Genomic DNA, 19444 nt, shown 5'->3' on the forward strand with positions numbered 1-19444 from the left:
TTCGGGCCCTGGATCGAGTACCAGTCTTTCGAACCTAACCGGATGGGGGTGCGCGGGGGCAGTCCCAGAACGGGGTGGGCGCCCCCGCCCCGCCGCACGGGTTCGGCACGGTCGGAGGCCCGTGAGACGATTGGCGGATGCCGTCCGAAGCCGCTCCGCTGGTGGACGTGAGCGACATCATCCGCCTCGTCGGACCCGACGCGTTTCAGCGGGGGCAGGGCTATGCCAGGCTCGGTTCCGTCGTCGAGACGCACTGGGACGCTGACGCCGAGATCCTCACCGGAACCGTGCGGGGCACGAGGCCGCACCCGTACCAGTGCAGCGTGCTGCTGGCGTCGACACCGGGCGGCAGGGTGCGGCCGACGAGCAGCATCTGCAGTTGCCCGATGGAGGTCGACTGCAAGCACGTGGCGGCGACGCTGTTGGTGAATAACGCGGCGCAGGTGCGTCGGTTCGACCGGGTGCAGGTCGCGAGCGGGCTCGCCGGCGGCAGCTCCGCTTCAGTGACCGACACGCCCGTCGGTACCCCCGCCACCGGTTCGCCGGCCTGGAAGACCGCCTTGTCCGACCTCGCCGGCGGCCCCTCGACGCCCCGCGCGGCGGCGCACACCCCGATGGCGCTCCAGTTCGAACTCCGAGAGCAGCTCCTCCGGTCCCGGAGCCGCTGGAACGGTCCGACCGCGAGACCGGCAGGGGCGGCGGTCGACCAGACGGCGACGCACCGGCTGGGGGTGCGCCCGGTGATCCGGAGCAAGACCGGCAACTGGGTGCGATCGAACATCACCTGGAATTCCCTGGCCTACCTCGGCAATCGGCTCGAACTCGAACCAGGCCAGCAGCTCTGGTTCGCCCAGTTCGCTGCCCTGCACCGCGCCACTCGCGAGACGTTCAGCGGGCAGGAGGCCGACTGGCTCTACCTCGACGACTTCCAGAGCCCGCTGCTGTGGCGACTGCTCGACGACGCCCGTGTGATCGGCATCCCGCTGGTGGGGAGCAAGAAGGACGTGTCCATCACGGTCGGCACCAGGGCCGACCTGAGCATCGACGTGAGAACGGACGAGGCCGGCGATCTGAGGCTCGCGAGCATGCTCGCGATCGACGGGGCGCGGCATCCGGTGTCCGCTGCGGCCACGGTCGGCGACCACGGCATCTACGCTTGGGCCGTCGCGCCGTGGACGTTCACCCTTGCGCCGACGGAACGCGCAATCGGGCGCGATCAGCGGCGTCTGCTCGGCCAGCCCGAGCTGGTCGTGCCGCGCGACGACGTTGACGAGTTCCTGCACGACTTCTACCCCGCACTGCGCCGGAGGCTCGAGGTGACGAGTGTCGATGACTCGGTGACGCTTCCCGAGCTCGCCCGCCCCGAGCTGCTGCTCACCGTCACGTTCGCGCCGAAACAGACCGTGCGGCTCGAGTGGGCCTGGCGCTGTGACGGCGCTCGCAGCGCGCTGCGGGCGGCCGCCATCGACGACGAGCAGGCCGAGATCGTCGAGCGGGTCGAGCGCCTCACGGGCGGCCTCACGCCGAACACCACCCTCCAGGGACTCGCGGCCGCGGAGTTCGCCGGCACCGTGCTTCCCGCGATCGAGGCGATCGTGGGGGTGACGGTCGAGACCGTCGGTGAGCGTCCGGACTACCGGGAGCTCACCGACCTGCCGAAGCTCACCGTGAAGACGGTCGAGACCGACAAGCGGGACTGGTTCGACCTCGGCGTCTACGTCACGGTCGAGGGCCGGGACATCCCGTTCACCAAGCTCTTCAAGGCGCTGTCAAAGGGCCAGAAGAAACTCCTCCTCGTGGACAACTCCTACCTGTCGCTCGACCAACCCATCTTCGACGACCTCAAGCTGCTCATCGAGGAGGCGAGCGCCCTCGCGGAATGGGAGACCGGCCTGCGCATCAGCCGCTACCAGGCGAGCCTCTGGGCCGAGTTCGAGGATCTCGCGGACGAGACGGAACAGGCCGCCACCTGGCGGGAGGCCGCCGCCGGTCTTCTCGCCGTCGAGTCGGTCGAGGCGACTCCGCTCCCCGGCGGCGTGAAAGCCACCCTGCGGCCGTACCAGCAGGAGGGCTTCAACTGGCTCGCGTTCCTTTGGCGGCACCGACTCGGCGGGATTCTCGCCGACGACATGGGCCTCGGCAAGACGCTCCAGGCGCTCGCGCTCATGGAGCACGCCCGGGGGGAACGTCAGGACATTGACAGTCAAAACGCGCCGGAACTCCGGCCGTTCCTCGTGGTGGCGCCCACCTCGGTGGTGTCGAACTGGGTGACCGAAGCCGGCCGCTTCACGCCTGGACTCGCGGTGCAGGCCGTCACGGCGACCGAGTCGAAGAGCCGCACCTCGATCGCGGGGATCGTGGCCGGTCCGGACGGCGCGGACGTCGTGGTCACCTCCTACGCCCTCTTCAGGCTCGACTTCGAGGCCTATCAGGCCATCGACTGGGGTGGCCTGATTCTCGACGAGGCGCAGTTCGTGAAGAATCACGCCTCGAAGGCGCACGTGTGCGCCGTGGAACTGCGGGCGCCCTTCAAGCTCGCCATCACCGGCACTCCGATGGAGAACAGCCTCGCCGACCTGTGGTCACTGTTCGCGATCGTCGCCCCCGGCCTGTTCGCCTCCGGGCGGCGGTTCGATGACGAGTACCTGCGTCCGATCAGCGGACGACCGAGCGGTGGTGCCGCCGGCGCCCGGTTCGCGGTCTCCGTCACCGAGGCCGAGGCCTCCGCCCTCGCGTCCGAGAGGTTGGCGCGGCTTCGGCGTCGCATCCGTCCTCTCATGATGAGGCGCACCAAGGAACTCGTTGCCACCGAGCTCCCGGCCAAGCAGGAGCAGGTGCTGCGCATCGACCTCGCGCCGCGACACCGCAAGCTCTATGACACCTTCCTGCAGAAGGAGCGGCAGAAGCTGCTCGGTCTCATCGAAGACCTCGACCGCAACCGCTTCATCGTGTTCCGATCCCTGACCCTGCTGAGGATGCTGAGCCTCGACGCCTCCCTCGTGGACGAGGCGTACGCCGACATCCCCTCGTCCAAGCTCGACGCTCTGCTCGAACAGCTCGACGACGTGGTGGCGGAGGGCCATCGTGCCCTGATCTTCAGCCAGTTCACCTCGTTCCTCGGCCGGGCCGCCGAGCGGCTGGACGCCGCCGGCATCCGGCACGAGTACCTCGACGGATCCACGCTGCATCGCCCGGAGGTGATTGCTCGGTTCAAGACCGGGGACGCCCCCGTGTTCCTGATCAGCCTCAAGGCCGGCGGATTCGGGCTCAACCTCACCGAGGCCGACTACGTGTTCCTTCTCGACCCGTGGTGGAACCCGGCGACCGAGTCCCAGGCCGTGGACCGCACCCACCGGATCGGTCAGACCCGCTCCGTGAACGTCTACCGCCTCGTCTCGACGGGCACGATCGAGGAGAAGGTGATGGCGCTGCGCGACCGAAAGGCCGCGCTGTTCGACGCGGTGATGGATGACGACGCCATGTTCTCGACAGCCCTCACGGCGGAGGACATCCGTGGGCTGCTCGACGGCTGAGCTGCCCCTATCGTTGAGGGACATGATTACGAGACGTGAGGCCGCCCTGCGGCTGGATATCCCCCTCGAGATGGCGCACCGCCACGGCATCCCGTCGAAGTTGAGCGAGGCGGAGTTCGCCGAGATCGAGACCAACCCGCCGGCCTGGCTGCAGCAGTCGCGCGCCAACCGCACCGGAAAGAAGCCGGTCTGGGTGCAGCTGAAGTGCGACGTCTGCGGGTTCACCGAGGCGGCGCGGCCGAAGAAGTGGTGGCCGGCCTTCACCTACCTGAGCTGCGACTTCCACCTGGCGGAGGAGCTTCCGCCGCCCGCGCCGACCGTGCACCGCCGGGAGATCGACGGGATCGGCAGCCGATTCGTCGGAATCGTGGACGAGAAGGCCTAGGCCGCCGTCCCGCGAGGGACGGTCAGACCGCGCCCTCGTCCACCGGCTGGAACCACGGCGGGTACACGGCCACCTTGGGCTTCGTGGGCGAGGCCTTGAGGATCGCCTTGACGGCATCCCGGGCCTTGTCGTTCGCCACCCCGATGAGGGTGACGAGTTCGAACGGCACAGTATCGCGCACGAGGTATTCGGCATGCAGGATCGAGTCTTCGTCGGCGCGCAGGCGGCGCAGCATTCGCTCGGCCGCCTCCGGGGTGGAGCCGAAGCGGGTGAGCACGTGCGCCGCGTCCCCGTCGGTGACGGCGGATTCGGCCTCGCTGTCGACGATCTTCTTGACGGTGGTCACGAGCAACACGAAGTCCGACGGCGCGGTGTGGGCGATCTCGGCCGAGAGGCGCGGGTCGGCGACACCGGTGCGGATGCTCTGCCAGATGCTCGCGTTCGGAGAGAGCACGAACGGCACGTAGTGGGCGACGCTCGGGCCCTCCGAGCCGGCGACGAGGGTGCTGCGGCGCGATTCGCGGGCGTCGGCCGAGGAGATGTCCACGACGGGGCGCGATTCCCAGGCCTCGCTCAGGTCGGACAGGATGCCGCTGCCGAGAATTCCGCCCAGGTTGTTCATGTGGGTGACGTGATAGATGCGCTGCTCGCCCACGTCGTCGAGCGGAGTTGTCGACAGGCGGCGCGGCGTCAGCGTGCGGCGCGGCGCGGCGCGGGAGGAGAGCTTCGGCCTTGTGGGGGTGCGCGTGCCGGTGGAGACGACAACCTCGACCTCGGGGGCCGGTTTCGGATAGCACTGGTCGCAGAGGCCGGCATCCAATCCATGAATACATTCGTCGGCCAAGGCAGAACCCTTCGTAATCGCGGCGCCCCGCTCGAGCGCTACCTCTCCACGTTACGTGCAATTCAACACACAATTCACCCAAAGTGGCCACGAATACCCTCTTTCCTTGGATTCGTGCGGGGCGTACCGTGCGATTACCGCGAGATTGGAGGGGATGCCATGGCTTACCTGACCGCCGCCGACCTGGGGATCGACGTGACGCACGCCGAGGCGGACGGGCTCTTCCGCTGGTTTCTGGCGAGTCTGCTCTTCGGCCGGCCGATCCAGCAGGAGGTCGCTGCGGAGACCTGGCGGGTGCTCATCGCCCATGGACTCACCACGCTCGACAGCTTCGCCGACTACGACCGTGAGCAGCTTCGCGCCCTGCTCGACGAGGGCCACTACGCCCGCTTCGACTACCTGATGACCGACGAGCTGCATGAGGTGATGGCCACAGTGAAGCGCCAGTACGGCTCGGTGAGCGCCCTGGTGAAGACCTCCGGGTCGCGCAAGGAACTCAGCGAAAGGCTCGATGCCCTCGCGGGCGTGGGCCCGAAGACCGTGGAGATCTTCCTGCGGGAGGTGCCGGATGCCGTGATCGGCAGCCGCTAGCTCCCCCGGCCTTTCGTCGTCTGCATACACTCGGTGCATGCCCGAGAACACGCGACCCACCAGCGACGGGCTCGAGCCCCTCACCCTGGCCGCCCACCGACTGCTGGGCAGGCTCGCGTCTGACTACGACGTGACCGTGTCCGCACTGCCGGGCTACCGCCACGAGGGAGCTACGGTGAGCGAGGCCGTGCTGGTCGTGCCGGCCGAGCCGCACGGCGCGTCCGTCCTGCTCGCCATCACGACCGAGCCGAGGGTGATCGTGCGCGCCGGCGTGCTCCACGAGTTCTGCTTCCCGCCCCTGGGCGACGAAACCCGGGAGGATGCGGCGAGCCTCATCGGACAGCTGGAGGACCTCATCCTCACGATCGTGAACGGCGGCTACACGGAGACGGTTGACGGCGACATGGTGAGCTTCACCCTGCGTCACGCCAGCGGCTGGCAGTCCGGGGAGTGCCACAGCGGCCAGTTTCCGCCGGAGCGCGTCGCCGAGGCCCGAGCAACCCTCGCCGCCTCACCGGGCGGCTGGGCACCGTGGCCGCGGCGGCCGGTCGACCGACCCTAGTCCGGCAGCTCCCAGCTCTCCACGCTGCGCTCCTCGAGGAGGGGAACGATCTGCGCGAGCACGAGCCGCGCGAAGTGCTCCGTCTCGCGGTGCAGGGCGAAGTCTGCCTCCGATCGGTATCGCTCGATCAGCACCACTCGGCGGGCGCTGCCCACCTTGAGGTAGGCGTCGAATGCGAGGCAGCCCGGCTCCGCTCGGCTCGCCGACTCGAGCTCGGCGACGAGCGCCAGCACGGCGCTCTCGTTGCCGTCGGCGACCGTGTAGTGGGCGATTGCAAGGAACATCGGTCTACCTTTCCGGGGGCGTGGACGGGGCGAGGAAGGCGCCGATCGCCGCCGCGAGGGCGGCCGGGTCCCCCACGCCGCACAACTCGCGGGCGGAGTGCATGGAGAGCAGGGCGATTCCCACGTCGAAGGTGCGGATGCCCAGTCGGGTCGCCGTCAGCGGACCGATCGTCGAGCCGCACGGCACCGCGTTGTTCGACACGAACTCCTGGTAGCCGACCTCGGCCTGCCTGCAGGACCGCGCCCATTCCGCGGCCCCGAAGGCATCGGTGGCGTAGCGCTGGTTGGCGTTGATCTTGAGGAGGGGACCTCGGCCGACGACCGGGCGGTTGGCCGGATCGTGCCGTTCCGGATAGTTCGGATGCACGGCGTGACCGGCGTCGGCCGAGAGGCACCACGACCTCGCGAATGCCCGGGCGCGGTCCGATTCGGTGGCGTCCGGCTTGATGCGGGCGAGGATGTCGGCGAGAAACGGTCCGCTCGCGCCGGACCGGGTGTCCGAGCCGACCTCCTCGTGGTCGAAGGCGACGAAGACCGGGATGTCGTCGACTCCGTCCTCGCCGTCCTCCGCGAGTCCGATCAGCGCGGTGAGACCCGCGTGCACGGAGGAGAGGTTGTCGAGCCTCGCCGAGGCGAACAGGGCGTCATCGAGCCCGAAGACGGCGGACGGCTGAGTGTCGGCGACGACCACGTCGTAGCCGACCACGTGCCGGCCCGCCCGGCCGACGAGCCCCGCGAGGTGGGCGATCACGTCGGTGTCCGCGGCATTGCCCACGCCGATCACCGGGTTGAGGTGGGATTGCGGATTGAGCGTGAGCCCGTCGGAGTTCACTCCCCGATCGAGATGCACGGCGAGTTGCGGAAAGCGCAGGAAGGGGCCGGTGCGCACCAGGGCGCTCGTGCCGTCGTCGAACACGAGCCGACCGGCGAACTCGAGCTCGCGGTCCAGCCAGGAATTGAAGAGCGGCCCGCCGTAGACCTCCACTCCCGCCTGCAGCCAGCCTTGGGATCCGGTGGTCGGCTTCGGCTTGAGCTTGAAGCCGGGCGAATCCGTGTGGGCGCCCACGATGCGGAACGGCGTGGCGGGGCCGGCGGTCGGTGGCAGGATCCAGGCGGCGATCGCGCCATCCCGGATCGCGAAGTACCGGCCGGGGCTCGTCACCCAGTGCTCCGCCTCGTCGAGCGCGGTGAATCCGGCCGCACCGAGCCGCCTGCCCGCTTCGGCGACCGCGTGGTACGACGACGGCGACGCCTCAACGAAGCTGGCGAGGTCGTGCAGGTGGGCGGCGGCCGAGGAGGGGGATTCGCTCATGGGCCAATTCAAGCATCCGCGTCGGTTCTCCGCGTCCCGCCCCCTTCTCCGGAGGCGCAGTCGCGCTACTCCCCGGTGGCGCACCCGCGCTTCTCCGGTGGCGCACGCGCGCTTCTCCGGAGGTTGCGCCGCCGGGGCATCCCATCCGTCCCCAAAGCGACATTTTGACTGCCTCGCGCAGCGAAACCTCCGGAGAAACGCTGGTAGCGGGGAGCGGGTCGGGGCGGGCGGGGCACCGATAGCCTGAAGCGATGACCTCCGAATTCCAGCGCACCCCGATCGATTCCCGTTCCCGCGAACGCCTCGCCGCCGAGGGTCTGCGACTCGACCTCGTCGACCCGGGCGACAGGGCCACGCTCGACCTGTGGTTGCGGGCCGAGGCCCGCGGGTTCCACGCCCCGCGACCGTCCGAGGAGTCGCTCGGCGAGCAGTTCGCCGGCTATTCCGACCGACGCACCAGCGGAGTGTGGGACGCCACTGCTGCCGAGCCGGACTCCCCCGTCGCCACGGTCAGCTCGTGGCCGGCCGAACTCACGGTTCCCGGGCAGCGCTCGGTCACCGCGTGGGCCATCAGCGCCGTCACCGTGGCGCCCACTCATCGCCGGCTCGGCATCGCCCGGGCGATGCTCGAGGCCGAGTTGCGCACCGCCGACCGCCTCGGGGTGCCGGTGGCGATGCTCACGGTGTCGGAGGCGACGATCTACGGCCGCTTCGGGTTCGCCCCGGCGGCGATGACCACGGACTGGCGCATCGACACGACGCGGGCCAGGTGGACCGGCCCGGAGACCTCCGGCCGGGTGCAGTTCGTGTCGCTCGAACACCTGCGCGACGAGGGCCTGCCGATCGTGGAGCGGGTGCGTCTGCAGACGCCGGGGCAGATGGAGTTCGGCGGCCAGCTGTGGGTGCGGCTCTTCGGGCTCGTCGGAGACGACAAGGACGCGGCCAAGCACCTGCGCGCGGTACGGTTCGACGACGCGGCCGGCGTCCCCCAGGGCTTCGCGGTCTACCGGATCACCGAGTCCCCCGCCGACTTCGCCGCGCACACCCTCGACGTGAAATTCCTGGTCGCGGCGACAGATGACGCCTACGCGGGGCTGTGGCGCTTCCTGCTCGAGCAGGATCTCGTGAGCGAACTGACGGCATCCCTGCGTCCGGTCGATGAAGCGGTGCTCTGGCAGGTGTCGGATTTCCGGGCGGTGCGCGTCGCCCAGCAGCGGGACCACCTCTGGACGCGCATCCTGGATGTGAAGGCGGCGCTCGAGGCCCGGCACTACCCCCGTCCCGGCCGCACGGTGTTAGAGGTGAGCGACCCGCTCGGCTTCGCCGCAACGCGCGTGCTGCTGGATGTCGCCCCGGACGGTTCGGCGACCGCTGAACCCTTCGACGGGGACATTCCGGACGACGCCGCGGCGGTGGGGCTCTCGGTGAACGCCCTCAGCGCGCTCTACCTCGGCGGGGTGTCCGCCGTGTCGTTGACCCGGGCCGGACGGATCACCGAGCTGCGCGAGGACTCCGCGGTCGCGGTGGACCGCACCTTCCGATCGCCCGTCGAACCGTGGTTGAGCATCTGGTTCTAACCTTGGCTCGTGAGCACACCCACCAGGCCTAGGTCCGTTCGATGGAGGCGTCGTGACGTCCTCTGGACGCTCGTGCTCGCGATCATGGCCGGATTCCAGCTCTGGCGCGGAGCATGGGTCGACGGCGTGGTGTTCGGGCTCCTCGTCGCCGTGCTCGTCGTCGACAACCAGACCGACGGGCGCATCCATCTGCTCAGCCGGCCCCTGACCGCACCGCGCTGGGTGATCCTGGCGATCACTGCGGGCCTCGGGGTGTTCCTCGTGGTCGCCCCGCGGCACAGCTGGCTCGACCTGCTCGGGATGGTCCTCATCGGAATCACGGTTCTCCTGCTCGCCTGGGTACCGGATCCGGTGGGTGCCGCCCGCCCGCCGAAGGCCATCCGCCGGTCGCTCGTGCTCTGGTCGGTGCTGGGCGTTACCCTCTGCCTCTGGGAGGCGGGCGCGTTCATTCTCAGCACGAGGTCGACCGCGGCCCTGCAGGAGTACCCGACCGTTTCGATCCTTCTCGACCCGTTCGTGGATTCACCGATCGGGCGGGCGATCGTGGTGGTTCTCTGGCTGTTCGGCGGTCTGGGGCTTCTTCGCGTCTGGAGCCGGCCGTGACGCGCCTGGTCGTCATCTCGGGATATCTCGTGATTCTCGGGGCGATGATCGCCCTGGAGGCCTATTCGCGCAGCAAACCGGATCGTGTGGCCCCGCTCGATGAGATGCTCACCGAGGTGATGACGTCCCGCATCGTGCGCGTGGGCATCATCGCGGGCTGGTGGTGGTTCGGTTGGCACTTCTTCTTCGCGCCCACGGTCTGACTCCGCGAGCCGCCCCACGCCTCAGGAGACGAACCGCGGATGATCGGAGGCGGCCACCGTGCGCAGGTCTTCCCCGAACTCGAACGTGGCGGTGACGAAGCCACCGCCGAGCGCGTCGTGAAGCCAATACTTCGCGTCGTCCCACATCCGGTGCACCGGGATCGCGCCGATCGGGAACCACTCGGGGGCCAGCTCGTCCGACTCCCGCGGCACGCCGGACCAGACACGGCTGACGAACACCCAGGACTTCTGGCTCCAGGCCGGTCGGTGCGGAAAGGGGTAACTGAGCTCCCCGGCGAGCCTCAGCCCCTCGGCGGCCACGACCACCCCGGTCTCCTCCGCCACCTCTCGGACGATCGCCTGAACGGGCGTCTCCCCCGGTTCGATCTTGCCGCCGGGGCCGACGAGGTTCCCCTCCCCGAGGCCGAATTTCTTCGCCCCGAGCAGCACCTCGTCCCCCGAAGGACCTGACCGGATGAGGTAGCACACGCACACCTCCGGCAAACTCATGCAGCGAGCCTAGCCGCGCGCGCGTATCGTGAGCCGCATGGACTGGTTCGATGCCCAGGACTTCGAATTCGCGCGGCAGGTGCTGCAGCGCGGCATCGCCGTGATCTTCTTCATCGCGTTCCTCTCCACGGCCAACCAGTTTCGCGTTCTCCTCGGCGAGCACGGCCTGCTGCCGGTGCCGAGGCTGCTCGAGGGCAAACGACGCCTGCGTGGACCCACCCTCTTCCGCTGGCGCTATAGCGACCGGCTGCTGATCGCGGTCTGCGTGACGGGGATGCTGCTCGCCGCCTCCGTCATCCTGGGACTGCCTCAGGTCGGACCGCCGTGGCTGCCCATGATCGTCTTTCTCGGACTCTGGCTTCTCTACATGTCGGTGGTCAACGTCGGCCAGACCTTCTACGGCTTCGGCTGGGAGATGCTGTTGCTCGAGGCGGGATTCACCGTCGCATTCCTCGGCTCGAATCAGGTGCCTCCGCCGAGGACGATCCTGCTGCTCATCGCCTGGCTGGTCTTCCGGCTGGAATTCGGGGCAGGGCTGATCAAGCTACGCGGCGACACCGCTTGGCGCGACCTGACGGCGCTGTACTACCACCACGAGACCCAGCCGATGCCGGGCCCACTCAGCCGTCAGGCCCACCTGCTGCCGAAGTGGGCGCACCGTGCGGAGGTTGTCGGTAACCATTTCGCCCAGTTGGTGGTGCCCTTCCTGCTCTTCGCGCCGCAGCCGGTAGGCAGCGCGGCGGCCGCCGTGATCGTGCTCACCCAGCTGTGGCTGGTCGTCACCGGCAACTTCGCCTGGCTCAACTGGATCACCATCGTTCTGGCCTTCGCGGCCATCAGCGACCCGGTCGCCCATGCCGTGCTGCCGCTGATCCCGCTGGGCCGGGCATCGGCGCAGAGTCCGATCTGGTGGCTCGCGATCGTGCTCGTCGTGTCGCTGCTTCTCGTGGTTCTCAGCTACTGGCCGATCAGGAACTTCTTCTCCCGGCGGCAGCTCATGAACGCGAGCTTCAACCGCTGGCAACTGGTTAACGCCTACGGCGCCTTCGGCTCCGTCACGAGACGCCGCATCGAGATCGTCGTCGAGGGGACCCGTGACGACGACCCGGGCGATGACACCGCGTGGAGCGAGTACGAGTTCAAGGGCAAGCCGGGTGATCTCCGACGGATTCCGCGGCAGTGGGCGCCGTACCACCTGCGCCTGGACTGGCTGATGTGGTTCCTGCCGCTCGGTTCGGTGCATGAGGGGTGGTTCTACGCGTTCCTTGCCAGGCTGCTCGAGGCGGACCCGCCGACGCTCCGCATGCTGCGACGCGACCCATTCCACGGGGACCGCCCGCGGCTGGTGCGAGTGCTCAGCTACCGGTACCGGTTCACGACCCGGGCAGAGAAGAGGGCCACCGGACAGCGCTGGATTCGCGACCAGCGACGGGAACTGATGCCCCCCATGGCGTTGCGGGCCCCCGAGTGACCGGTGCGAACCGTGAGCGGATAGCCTGAGCGGATGACGACGGTGTCCGACGCCCCCCTTCGCCGGAGTTTTGGCGGACTGAGACTGGTTCTCGGGCTGCTCGTGCTCTCCGCGATCATCACCCAGATCACCGACGAGCTGCTTCACGACGCGTTCAAACCCGGCGAGTATTTCGCCTACTTCACCATCGAGTCCAGCCTGATCAACGTTGTGGTGCTTCTCGTCGCCGGCGTGCTCGCCGTGCGGGGACGAGCGGAGACGGAGCTGCTCACCAGCGTTCGCGTGGCGGTGCTCTCCTACGCCGTGATCACCGCGGCCGTGTACAACGTGCTGCTTCGCAACATCCCGAGCACGGGTTATCACGGAGTGCAGTGGCCCAACGAGGTGATGCACGTCTGGGTGCCGATCCTGATCGTGATCGACTGGCTGTTCGCTCCCGGGCGATCGCGGGTGGGCTGGGTGCGATTGTGGCTCGTGGTCTCGTACCCGCTCGCCTGGCTCGCGTTCACGATGCTGCGCGGCGCGGTGACCGGCTGGTACCCGTACCCGTTCCTCGAACCGGGCGGCCCTGGCGGCATCCTGAGCGTGCTCGTCTACGTGCTGGGCATCTCGGCGTTCATTCTCGTTGTCGCTTCGGCAGCGATCGTGATCGGTCGCGTCGATGCCCGCCGTCCTCGGCTGGGTGTTGCCAGCAGTGCCGCCGCCGACAACGAGCCGTCCTAGGGGCACACCCGGCCTCCCGCGCCGCAGCACCGAGAACGTCCCGGCGGGAGAAATGGGCCGGCGGCGGGAGGCATGACTCCCTCCGCGAGCCCGTGACCCCGCCGAAGGGCACGTCATCTCCCTCCGCGAGGGGTTGCCGTCCTCGCTACTCGGCCGGAACCCCGGGCCGCGCGGAGTCGGTCGGGCCCGCGGTGCGCCTGGCCCGCAGGCTGCCGGCGACCGTCGTGGCCGCGACAGTCACGAGTGCCCCGAGAAGCAGCGCGGCATCCTCGCCGGGCCGGAGGAGATGCAACTGCGTGCCGAGGGTGGCCGCCGCCACGGGCACCCCCAGCTGACCGGCGGCCATCACCCCGAGCAGTAGGGGTTGCCCGACCAGCCGAACGGCGAGGTGAGCCACGATTGCCGCCGCCCCGAGGCAGACGCCGAGCAGGATCATCAAGGGATGGGCGGCCAGGTGGGAAAGCTGGATCGAGGCGCCGAGCCAGACGAAGAACAACGGTCCGAAGAATCCGTCGGTCACGGCGAACAACTGGCGTGCGAGCCGCCGCGGTTCGCCGATCGCGGCGACGACGAGGCCGAGGGCGAAGCCGGCGAGCATGATCGACACGTGCGTGAGCTGGGCGAGGCCGGCGAGGGCGAACAGCAGGAGCAGGCTGATCCGCAACTCGAGCGCGAACTTGCGACGCTCAGAGAGCTTGTGTCCCCGTTGGCGCAGGCCGAGGCGGTCGAGGGCAAGCAGCCCGAAGAACGCGAGCACGGCGATCCCCATCACCGCGAGGGCGCCGAGGGCGGCCGGAGCCGAGTTCGCCGGGTCGATCGCGAGCGGAAGAGCCACGATGCACAGCGTGTCGGCGATGGCCACCTGCGCCACAAGCTGCAGCGACGATGGGCCGGTGAGGCCGATCGCCGCGGCGATGGGGAGCACGAGCGCGGCCGACGAGGAGGCGATCAGCACCGCATACAGCGCAGGATGCCCGGTTCCGAACAGCGCGGCGATCGCCAGCCCCGCGGCCACCGCAACCACCGCCGCGAGCACTGCGCCGACGGCGCCACGGCCGAGAGCGGACCGCACGGCCTGATCCCGCACCGGGATGTGGGAGCCCACGACGAACATGGTGAGGGCGAACCCGATGTTGGCCAGGGCGGTGAAGGTGGGTTCCCCCGCATCGATGAGCCGAAGCCCGGATGCGCCGATCAGGATCCCCCCGAGAAGCTCGCCGACGACTACCGGCAGATGCCACGACGAGCGGCCGACGAGCACCGGACCGAGCAGCCCGACAAGCACGACGAGCGCCAGCAGAGAGAAGCTCATGGGGTCACACTAGCTTCCTGGCGCGACCTGGCCCGAGGCTTGGGCCTGTCATTTACGAGTACAGTGGCGATGAAATGTCGTTCAGTCGCCGCAGTTTCCTGGTCGGGGCGGGTTCGGGTCTCTCCCTGCTCGTGTTGACGGCGTGCACCGACGGCAAACCGGTTCCCACACCCACCTCGTCGCCGAGCCCCACGATCGCCATTCCGCGGCCCGCGGGGATGCTGCGCAGCAAGTGGACGACCGATCCGTTCAGCCTGGGGTCGCACAGTTTTCTCGCGGTCGGAGCGACGCCCCAGCACCGCGACGATCTGCGGGAGCCCGTGATCGGCCGACTCTTCTTCGCGGGCGAGGCCACCTCGAACGACCTGCCTGGCACCGTTCTCGGCGCGCAGAACTCCGGCGCGCGCGCCGCGGGTGCCGTCGCCGATGCCGCCACGATGGGCGAGCGGATCGCGGTCATCGGCGCGGGTGCGGCGGGGGCCGAGGCCGCGAGACTGCTCACCCTCGACGGCTACAACGTGGTGGTGATCGAGGCGCGAAACCGGATCGGCGGCCGCATAGACACCCGCACATCCAAGTCGTGGCCACTGTCGGTCGAATTGGGCGCCTGGCGACTGGGCAAGGCAACCGATGCCGCGCTGCTCACCAGGCTCGCCTCCCTCGGCGTGGAGACGAACCCCTTCACCGGCACGCTCCTTGCGCGCCCGGGGGCGAGCGCCTCGACCGTGAACACCGTCGGTCCGACCGCCGTGAAGACCGCCACGGACTGGGCCGCCGCGCAGGCCACCGATTCCAGCCTCAAGACCTCGCTCGAGAGGTCGGGAGCGGCCAAGACCGCCGCCGCCTCCACGATCGACGGATTCGCCGGCACCGCCTTGCTCGACCAGTACCTGGCCTCGCTTGCCACCACCAACGGCGCGACCGACTCCCGCCTGTCCAGCTGGTTCGGGATCGACGAGGACGTGCACTACGACCGTCTCGTCATGGGCGGGTTCGATGCGCTCATCACCGACGCCCTCGACGGCGTGAAGACCTCGCTTTCCACGGCCGTGGTCGGAGTGGCGTACAGCGACTCGGGAGTGAGCCTCAAGCTCGGCACCGGGGAGTCCCTCAAGGTGGACCGCGCGGTCGTCACCGTGCCGCTCGGCGTGCTGCAGCAGGGTTCCATCGCGTTCGAGCCGCTCCTGCCGTTCTCGCACCGCGCCGCGATTCAGGCCCTGGGCTCGGGCGCGGTGGAGACGGTGTGGCTGAGGTTCGACAAGCCGTTCTGGTCGACGGATGCCGCGGCCTGGAACCTCGTCGGCACCGATGATGACTTCACCAGCTGGATCAATCTCGAGGCCGTCACGGGAGAGCCGGTGCTCGTCGGGATCGTGGGCGGCGACGCGGCCCGCCGGGTTGCCCAGCTCAGCGACGACCAGGTAGTCGACTCAGCGCTGCGCGCACTCGTGCCCTTCGCGGGTTCGAAACCCCACTCGCAGTAGCCGAGCCCGGGGTAGCGGCACCGGAACTGGCCGCACCGGACCGTGACACGATGGCCCATCGTTCGTAGAGCGGCCGGGTTCGACTGATTGCGACCAGTCCGCTGGAGATTCCGCCGAAGAGGGTGAGGGCGATTCCGCCGAAGAGGAAGAATTCGCCCGGTCCGCTCACCTGGGCCGGGTCGAGGAAGAAGTACGGGTACCACCCCACGATCGGGCCGCGGACGAGTGTCACGAGCCCCCAACCCACGGTGTAGACGAGCACGACGGCCACCGTGCGCCACAGGGCACGCCGTCGCCCGGGTGCCGCGATCCAGTCGAGCAGGGCTATTGCCGGCAGCCAGAAGTGCAGCACCTGGTCGGACCACGGCACGTCGATGCGAAAGCCGCGGGCCCCGGCCTGTTCGATGAGGAAGCCGAACACCACCCCGGAAGACACGGTCAGGCTGAGCACGCAGGCCCTCGTGGTGTCGAGCCAGGTCGGATCATCCGCTCCTCTCAGGCCGATCAGGCCCGTGATGACGGACACCACGACGAATGCCATGTTGCTTTGCACGGTGAGGTAGGCGAAGAAGTTGCCCGGGGTGAACGTCGCCGAGCCGAGACCCCAGACGAAGCGTGCCACAAGTGCCACGAGGCAGAGCGTGGCCATGCCGAGTCGCAGGGCGCCCAACGCCGCCCGAACCGTCACCGTGCCGCCCACCTCCGCCGCACCGCGCGCGAATCTCGCGTCACGCTGCAACTGGCAGTCTACGAACCCGCGTCCGGGTTCCCCTCATCGGCAGTCGCGGTCAGTGCGGAGCGCCGCGTCGCCTCGAGCGTTCTCTCACGGAGAGCCAGCCATCGCGCAGCGTCCGAGCCCGCGCAGCACAGGTCGCCGTCGGCGCGCCGGGATCAAAGCTCCTCCTGCACCCGACCGGCGAGTGCCTGAAGCAGCCCCTCCTCGCGCCGTGACATGGTGCGAGGACCGGAGTCGACGATGCACAACGCCCCCGCCGATCGTCCATCCGGGGAGGCGAACGGAAAGGCGGCGAAGAATCGGATCTGCTCCTGGCCGGAGGACGGCCTGTGGGCGGTTCTGGGGTCGGTCGAGGTGTCTTCGATGACCGCGAGTCCGACCTCGCCGGACGTGAGACGGTACAACTCCGCGATCCTCGCGTCTGCCGAGCCTTCCATTCCGAGCGAGGACTTCACCCACACGTCGTCCCCCTGCCTGAACACGATGGCAACACCGGTCGTGCCGAAGAGGTTGCGGGCGAGCGCCGTGACGACATTGATCCTGGCCTCGGACTCCGGTCCGAGCGCGGTGAGGTCGTCGAACGCCGGTTGGAGGGCGACCTCGGCCGGGGCGCGCACTTCGTGGGGCCGTTCGCTCGCGATGTCGAGCTTCTCCCACATGGCGGGAGCGATGAGGCTGGCCCAGCCGTCGAAGGACTTGCTCGAATTGCGGTTGCCGCCGGCGGAGAGCGGCGGGTCGAACGGCAGGAGGGTGACGGTCGGCCGTCCGACGCACACGGCGGCCGTCGCGTCGTTGAGGAGCACCACCTGCCGGTCGACGATCCGCGCGAGCATCCGCGGGAAGTGGATGCGGGAGGTCGAGGACGGCACGCCGATCACGAAGGTGGGCACGCCGTAAGCCGTGTTCTCCACATGATCGAGCAGGTCCACGAGCTGTCGCCGCCACATGCCGAGCGACGACAGCCCGAGCGCCTCGTTTGCTCCGATCGTGAGGACGAGGGCGTCGTAGCGCGACAGATCCATGCCGGCCAGAGTGGAGAGGCATCCGGCCGCGGTCAGGTTGCCCTCGGCGACGATGTCGATGTCCGCGCCCCGCCCGGTGAGCGCCGAGAGTCTCCTGGCCAGGTGTCCGGCGAGGCCGAGCTCGTGCGAAAGCTGGCCGTGCCCGACCGATGGCCCGTCGGCAACGAGAAGGATGCGGTCGGCATCTACTCCGTCGGCATGAACCTGCGGAGTTCCTGTGGGTCTCGACAGATCGAGAGATGCCCGGGACACCGAGGCGAGCCACACCCGTGCGATCGGTCGGACAAGTGCGGTGACTATAGGCAAAGTCCTCAGCCCTTTCGACCGGAAGAATCGGTCTGCTGGGTCTGGGCAGTCGTTTGGGCGATTCTACCGCCGCGGCGTGGGTCTCGCTCGGCTTACCGCCCCGCGACCTGGCCGGTTTCGCCGGATCCTTTCGGGATCCGCGAGACGGCGTCTACTCTCGGAACACTGTGACCTTTACCCCACCTGAAGCCTTCACGACCCGTCCGACGCTCACGGGCACGTTCGGGATGACCGCCTCCACGCACTGGCTCGCCACCGCATCGGCCCAGGCCGTGCTGGAGCGCGGGGGCAACGCCTTCGATGCGGCGGTCGCCGGCGCGTTCGTGCTTCACGTCGTCGAACCCCACCTCAACGGGCCGGGGGGCGACATGACCGGGCTCTTCGCCACGGCGCGTGACCCGGGCACGGCGGTCGTTCTCATGGGCCAGGGGCCGGCTCCCGAGGGGGCCTCGCCGGAGCATTACCGGTCAGAGGGCCTGGATCTCGTGCCTGGGTCTGGCGCCCTGGCCGCGGCGGTGCCCGGCGCCGTGGACGCCTGGTTGTTGCTGCTGCGCGAGCTCGGCACCTGGGAACTCGATGATGTGCTGGCCTACGCGATCGGGTACGCCCGCAAGGGGCATCCGGTGCTCTCCCGCGTTGGCGCGACCATCGCCGCCGTCTCCGACCTGTTCACGGAGCACTGGCCGACATCCGCGGCCCAGTGGATGCCGAACGGCCGTGCGCCCGTCGAGGGCGACATCGTGACCAACCCGGCATACGCTCGCACGCTCGAACGGCTCGTGCAGGTGGCGAAGACCTCCAGCCATCCCGACGGCGGACCGACCAGACAGTCTCGGATCGACGCCGCGCGAGACGCCTGGCGCACCGGTTTCGTCGCGCGGGAGATCGACAAATTCGTGCGGCGACCGCACCGGCACTCGTCGGGCACCGACCACGCGGGAGTGATGACCGCCCGCGACCTCGAGCTCTTCGTCGCCGGATTCGAGGCGCCCGTCACGGCGACGTTCCGCGGCTACACCATCGCCAAGACCGGCGCGTGGGGTCAGGGTCCGGCGCTGCTGCAGATGCTCGCGATCCTCGAGGGATTCGACGACGAGCACCTCGACCCCTCGACGGCGCTCGGTGCCCACACGATACTCGAGGCCGAGAAGCTCGCCATGGCGGACCGGGAGGCGTATTACGGCGATCGCCGGGTGCCGCTCGAGCACCTGCTTTCCGCCGACTACAGCGCGGCGCGAATGGCGCTCATCTCGGATCGGGCGTCCCTCGAGTTCCGGCCGGGCACCGTGCCGGGCTTCGACGCGTTCGTGCCCACCCTGCGCACCGAGTACGACCCGAGCTTCGCCGGAGTCGGGGAGCCCACGGTGGCCTCGAGCGGAGAGACCCGCGGGGACACCTGTCACATCGACGTAGTCGACTGCTGGGGCAACATGATCGCCGCGACACCCTCCGGCGGGTGGCTGCAGTCGTCCCCGACCATTCCCGAGCTCGGGTTCTGTCTGGGGTCGAGGCTGCAGATGACCTGGCTCGAGCCGGGTTCGCCGTCGACACTGACTCCGGGGAAGCGGCCTCGCACCACGCTCACGCCCACCCTCGTGCTCAAGGACGGAAAGGCGATCGCCGCGCTCGGCTCCCCCGGCGGCGACCAGCAGGATCTGTGGCAGCTGCTGTACCTCCTGCGCACGCTCGTCGGCGGCTATGCGCCCCAACAGGCGATCGACGCACCGATGTTCCACTCCACGTCGTATCCTGGCTCGTTCTGGCCGCGCACCTGGGAGCCGGGAGGCGTCGTGGCCGAGGGGCGACTGGGCGACGGGGTGATCGACGACCTGATCGCCCGTGGGCATCGGGTCACCCGGGTCGGCGACTGGACGCTCGGTCGCATCTCGGCCGTCGGCATCGATCCGACGACCGGGGTTCTCAGCGCCGCGGCGAACCCCCGCGGGGCGCAGGGCTACGCGGCCGGCCGGTAGCACCCCGGCCGAC

18 protein-coding genes are annotated in these 19444 nt (G+C 69.2%); 11 read left to right on the forward strand and 7 right to left on the reverse strand.

What is annotated here, in order from left to right; genetic code table 11:
* The first annotated feature begins 137 nt into the window (after positions 1-137).
* Both FVP33_RS03285 and FVP33_RS03290 read left to right on the forward strand, forming a co-directional pair.
* A complete protein-coding gene (locus tag FVP33_RS03285) occupies positions 138-3533 on the forward strand; it encodes a DEAD/DEAH box helicase (RefSeq protein WP_147782208.1) in 3396 nt (1131 codons plus the stop codon).
* A gap of 22 nt (positions 3534-3555) precedes the next feature.
* Positions 3556-3918: a hypothetical protein gene (locus FVP33_RS03290; RefSeq protein ID WP_147782209.1), complete on the forward strand. Its 363-nt coding sequence runs from the start codon at positions 3556-3558 to the stop codon at positions 3916-3918.
* Between the two features lie 22 nt (positions 3919-3940).
* On the opposite strand, the gene FVP33_RS03295 is transcribed toward FVP33_RS03290, so the two are convergent.
* Positions 3941-4762 carry a DUF4433 domain-containing protein gene (locus FVP33_RS03295; RefSeq protein WP_147782210.1) on the reverse strand — a complete coding sequence of 274 codons (822 nt, stop codon included), beginning with the start codon at positions 4760-4762 and terminating at the stop codon, positions 3941-3943.
* Between the two features lie 159 nt (positions 4763-4921).
* On the opposite strand from FVP33_RS03295, the gene FVP33_RS03300 reads away from it, so the two are divergent.
* Complete coding sequence (locus tag FVP33_RS03300; protein WP_147782211.1) at positions 4922-5353, forward strand: HhH-GDP family DNA glycosylase; 432 nt, start codon at positions 4922-4924, stop codon at positions 5351-5353.
* 37 nt (positions 5354-5390) lie between these two features.
* Positions 5391-5915 (forward strand): DUF6226 family protein, encoded by a 525-nt coding sequence (locus FVP33_RS03305; protein ID WP_147782212.1) that lies wholly within the window; start codon positions 5391-5393, stop codon positions 5913-5915.
* Here FVP33_RS03305 and FVP33_RS03310 read toward each other — a convergent pair.
* Together FVP33_RS03310 and FVP33_RS03315 are read right to left on the reverse strand one after the other, a co-directional pair.
* A complete protein-coding gene (locus FVP33_RS03310; RefSeq protein ID WP_147782213.1) occupies positions 5912-6199 on the reverse strand; it encodes a putative quinol monooxygenase in 288 nt (95 codons plus the stop codon). The two genes, FVP33_RS03305 and FVP33_RS03310, sit on opposite strands and share 4 nt — an antisense overlap.
* Before the next feature lie 4 nt (positions 6200-6203).
* Positions 6204-7511 carry a M18 family aminopeptidase gene (locus FVP33_RS03315; RefSeq protein ID WP_147782214.1) on the reverse strand — a complete coding sequence of 436 codons (1308 nt, stop codon included), beginning with the start codon at positions 7509-7511 and terminating at the stop codon, positions 6204-6206.
* A gap of 251 nt (positions 7512-7762) precedes the next feature.
* Between FVP33_RS03315 and FVP33_RS03320 the strand changes: the two genes are divergently transcribed.
* Genes FVP33_RS03320 through FVP33_RS03330 form a run of 3 tightly spaced genes read left to right on the forward strand, consistent with a single transcriptional unit; the run spans position 7763 to position 9894 of the window.
* Positions 7763-9088, forward strand: coding sequence for a GNAT family N-acetyltransferase (locus tag FVP33_RS03320; RefSeq protein WP_147782215.1), 1326 nt, complete (start codon positions 7763-7765; stop codon positions 9086-9088).
* A 9-nt stretch (positions 9089-9097) separates the two neighbouring features.
* Entirely contained in the window at positions 9098-9691 is a 594-nt protein-coding gene (locus FVP33_RS03325) for a hypothetical protein (protein WP_147782216.1), read from the forward strand.
* Complete coding sequence (locus FVP33_RS03330) at positions 9688-9894, forward strand: DUF6186 family protein (protein WP_147782217.1); 207 nt, start codon at positions 9688-9690, stop codon at positions 9892-9894. Before FVP33_RS03325 ends, FVP33_RS03330 begins: the two co-directional genes overlap by 4 nt.
* Before the next feature lie 21 nt (positions 9895-9915).
* Here the strand turns inward: FVP33_RS03330 and FVP33_RS03335 are convergent, their stop codons facing one another.
* Positions 9916-10404 carry an 8-oxo-dGTP diphosphatase gene (locus FVP33_RS03335; protein ID WP_147782218.1) on the reverse strand — a complete coding sequence of 163 codons (489 nt, stop codon included), beginning with the start codon at positions 10402-10404 and terminating at the stop codon, positions 9916-9918.
* Between the two features lie 37 nt (positions 10405-10441).
* On the opposite strand from FVP33_RS03335, the gene FVP33_RS03340 reads away from it, so the two are divergent.
* On the forward strand, positions 10442-11875 hold the full coding sequence (locus FVP33_RS03340; RefSeq protein ID WP_425460930.1) for a lipase maturation factor family protein: 1434 nt from the start codon (positions 10442-10444) through the stop codon (positions 11873-11875).
* 33 nt (positions 11876-11908) lie between these two features.
* Positions 11909-12598: a Pr6Pr family membrane protein gene (locus FVP33_RS03345; RefSeq protein WP_147782220.1), complete on the forward strand. Its 690-nt coding sequence runs from the start codon at positions 11909-11911 to the stop codon at positions 12596-12598.
* 145 nt (positions 12599-12743) lie between these two features.
* On the opposite strand, the gene FVP33_RS03350 is transcribed toward FVP33_RS03345, so the two are convergent.
* Positions 12744-13910: a cation:proton antiporter gene (locus FVP33_RS03350; protein WP_147782221.1), complete on the reverse strand. Its 1167-nt coding sequence runs from the start codon at positions 13908-13910 to the stop codon at positions 12744-12746.
* 74 nt (positions 13911-13984) lie between these two features.
* Here FVP33_RS03350 and FVP33_RS03355 point away from each other — a divergent pair, with 74 nt between their 5' ends.
* Positions 13985-15394: a flavin monoamine oxidase family protein gene (locus tag FVP33_RS03355; RefSeq protein WP_147782222.1), complete on the forward strand. Its 1410-nt coding sequence runs from the start codon at positions 13985-13987 to the stop codon at positions 15392-15394.
* On the opposite strand, the gene FVP33_RS03360 is transcribed toward FVP33_RS03355, so the two are convergent.
* Positions 15318-16133: a Pr6Pr family membrane protein gene (locus FVP33_RS03360; RefSeq protein WP_147782223.1), complete on the reverse strand. Its 816-nt coding sequence runs from the start codon at positions 16131-16133 to the stop codon at positions 15318-15320. The genes FVP33_RS03355 and FVP33_RS03360 overlap by 77 nt on opposite strands.
* Before the next feature lie 152 nt (positions 16134-16285).
* Positions 16286-17404 carry a GAF domain-containing protein gene (locus tag FVP33_RS03365; protein ID WP_147782224.1) on the reverse strand — a complete coding sequence of 373 codons (1119 nt, stop codon included), beginning with the start codon at positions 17402-17404 and terminating at the stop codon, positions 16286-16288.
* Positions 17405-17625: 221 nt separating this feature from the next.
* Between FVP33_RS03365 and FVP33_RS03370 the strand changes: the two genes are divergently transcribed.
* Positions 17626-19431, forward strand: coding sequence for a gamma-glutamyltransferase family protein (locus FVP33_RS03370; RefSeq protein WP_147782225.1), 1806 nt, complete (start codon positions 17626-17628; stop codon positions 19429-19431).
* Positions 19432-19444: the final 13 nt, after the last annotated feature.

Source organism: Lacisediminihabitans profunda, assembly GCF_008040105.1.
Taxonomy (GTDB): domain Bacteria; phylum Actinomycetota; class Actinomycetes; order Actinomycetales; family Microbacteriaceae; genus Lacisediminihabitans; species Lacisediminihabitans profunda.

Coding starts and splice junctions, on each gene's coding strand:
- FVP33_RS03350 (WP_147782221.1), bottom strand. CDS start 13,910: ATGAGCTTCTCTCTGCTGGCGCTCGTCGTGCTTGTCGGGCTGCTCGGT.
- FVP33_RS03345 (WP_147782220.1), top strand. CDS start 11,909: ATGACGACGGTGTCCGACGCCCCCCTTCGCCGGAGTTTTGGCGGACTG.
- FVP33_RS03315 (WP_147782214.1), bottom strand. CDS start 7,511: ATGAGCGAATCCCCCTCCTCGGCCGCCGCCCACCTGCACGACCTCGCC.
- FVP33_RS03305 (WP_147782212.1), top strand. CDS start 5,391: ATGCCCGAGAACACGCGACCCACCAGCGACGGGCTCGAGCCCCTCACC.
- FVP33_RS03310 (WP_147782213.1), bottom strand. CDS start 6,199: ATGTTCCTTGCAATCGCCCACTACACGGTCGCCGACGGCAACGAGAGC.
- FVP33_RS03290 (WP_147782209.1), top strand. CDS start 3,556: ATGATTACGAGACGTGAGGCCGCCCTGCGGCTGGATATCCCCCTCGAG.
- FVP33_RS03335 (WP_147782218.1), bottom strand. CDS start 10,404: ATGAGTTTGCCGGAGGTGTGCGTGTGCTACCTCATCCGGTCAGGTCCT.
- FVP33_RS03300 (WP_147782211.1), top strand. CDS start 4,922: ATGGCTTACCTGACCGCCGCCGACCTGGGGATCGACGTGACGCACGCC.
- FVP33_RS03355 (WP_147782222.1), top strand. CDS start 13,985: ATGTCGTTCAGTCGCCGCAGTTTCCTGGTCGGGGCGGGTTCGGGTCTC.
- FVP33_RS03285 (WP_147782208.1), top strand. CDS start 138: ATGCCGTCCGAAGCCGCTCCGCTGGTGGACGTGAGCGACATCATCCGC.
- FVP33_RS03320 (WP_147782215.1), top strand. CDS start 7,763: ATGACCTCCGAATTCCAGCGCACCCCGATCGATTCCCGTTCCCGCGAA.
- FVP33_RS03340 (WP_425460930.1), top strand. CDS start 10,442: ATGGACTGGTTCGATGCCCAGGACTTCGAATTCGCGCGGCAGGTGCTG.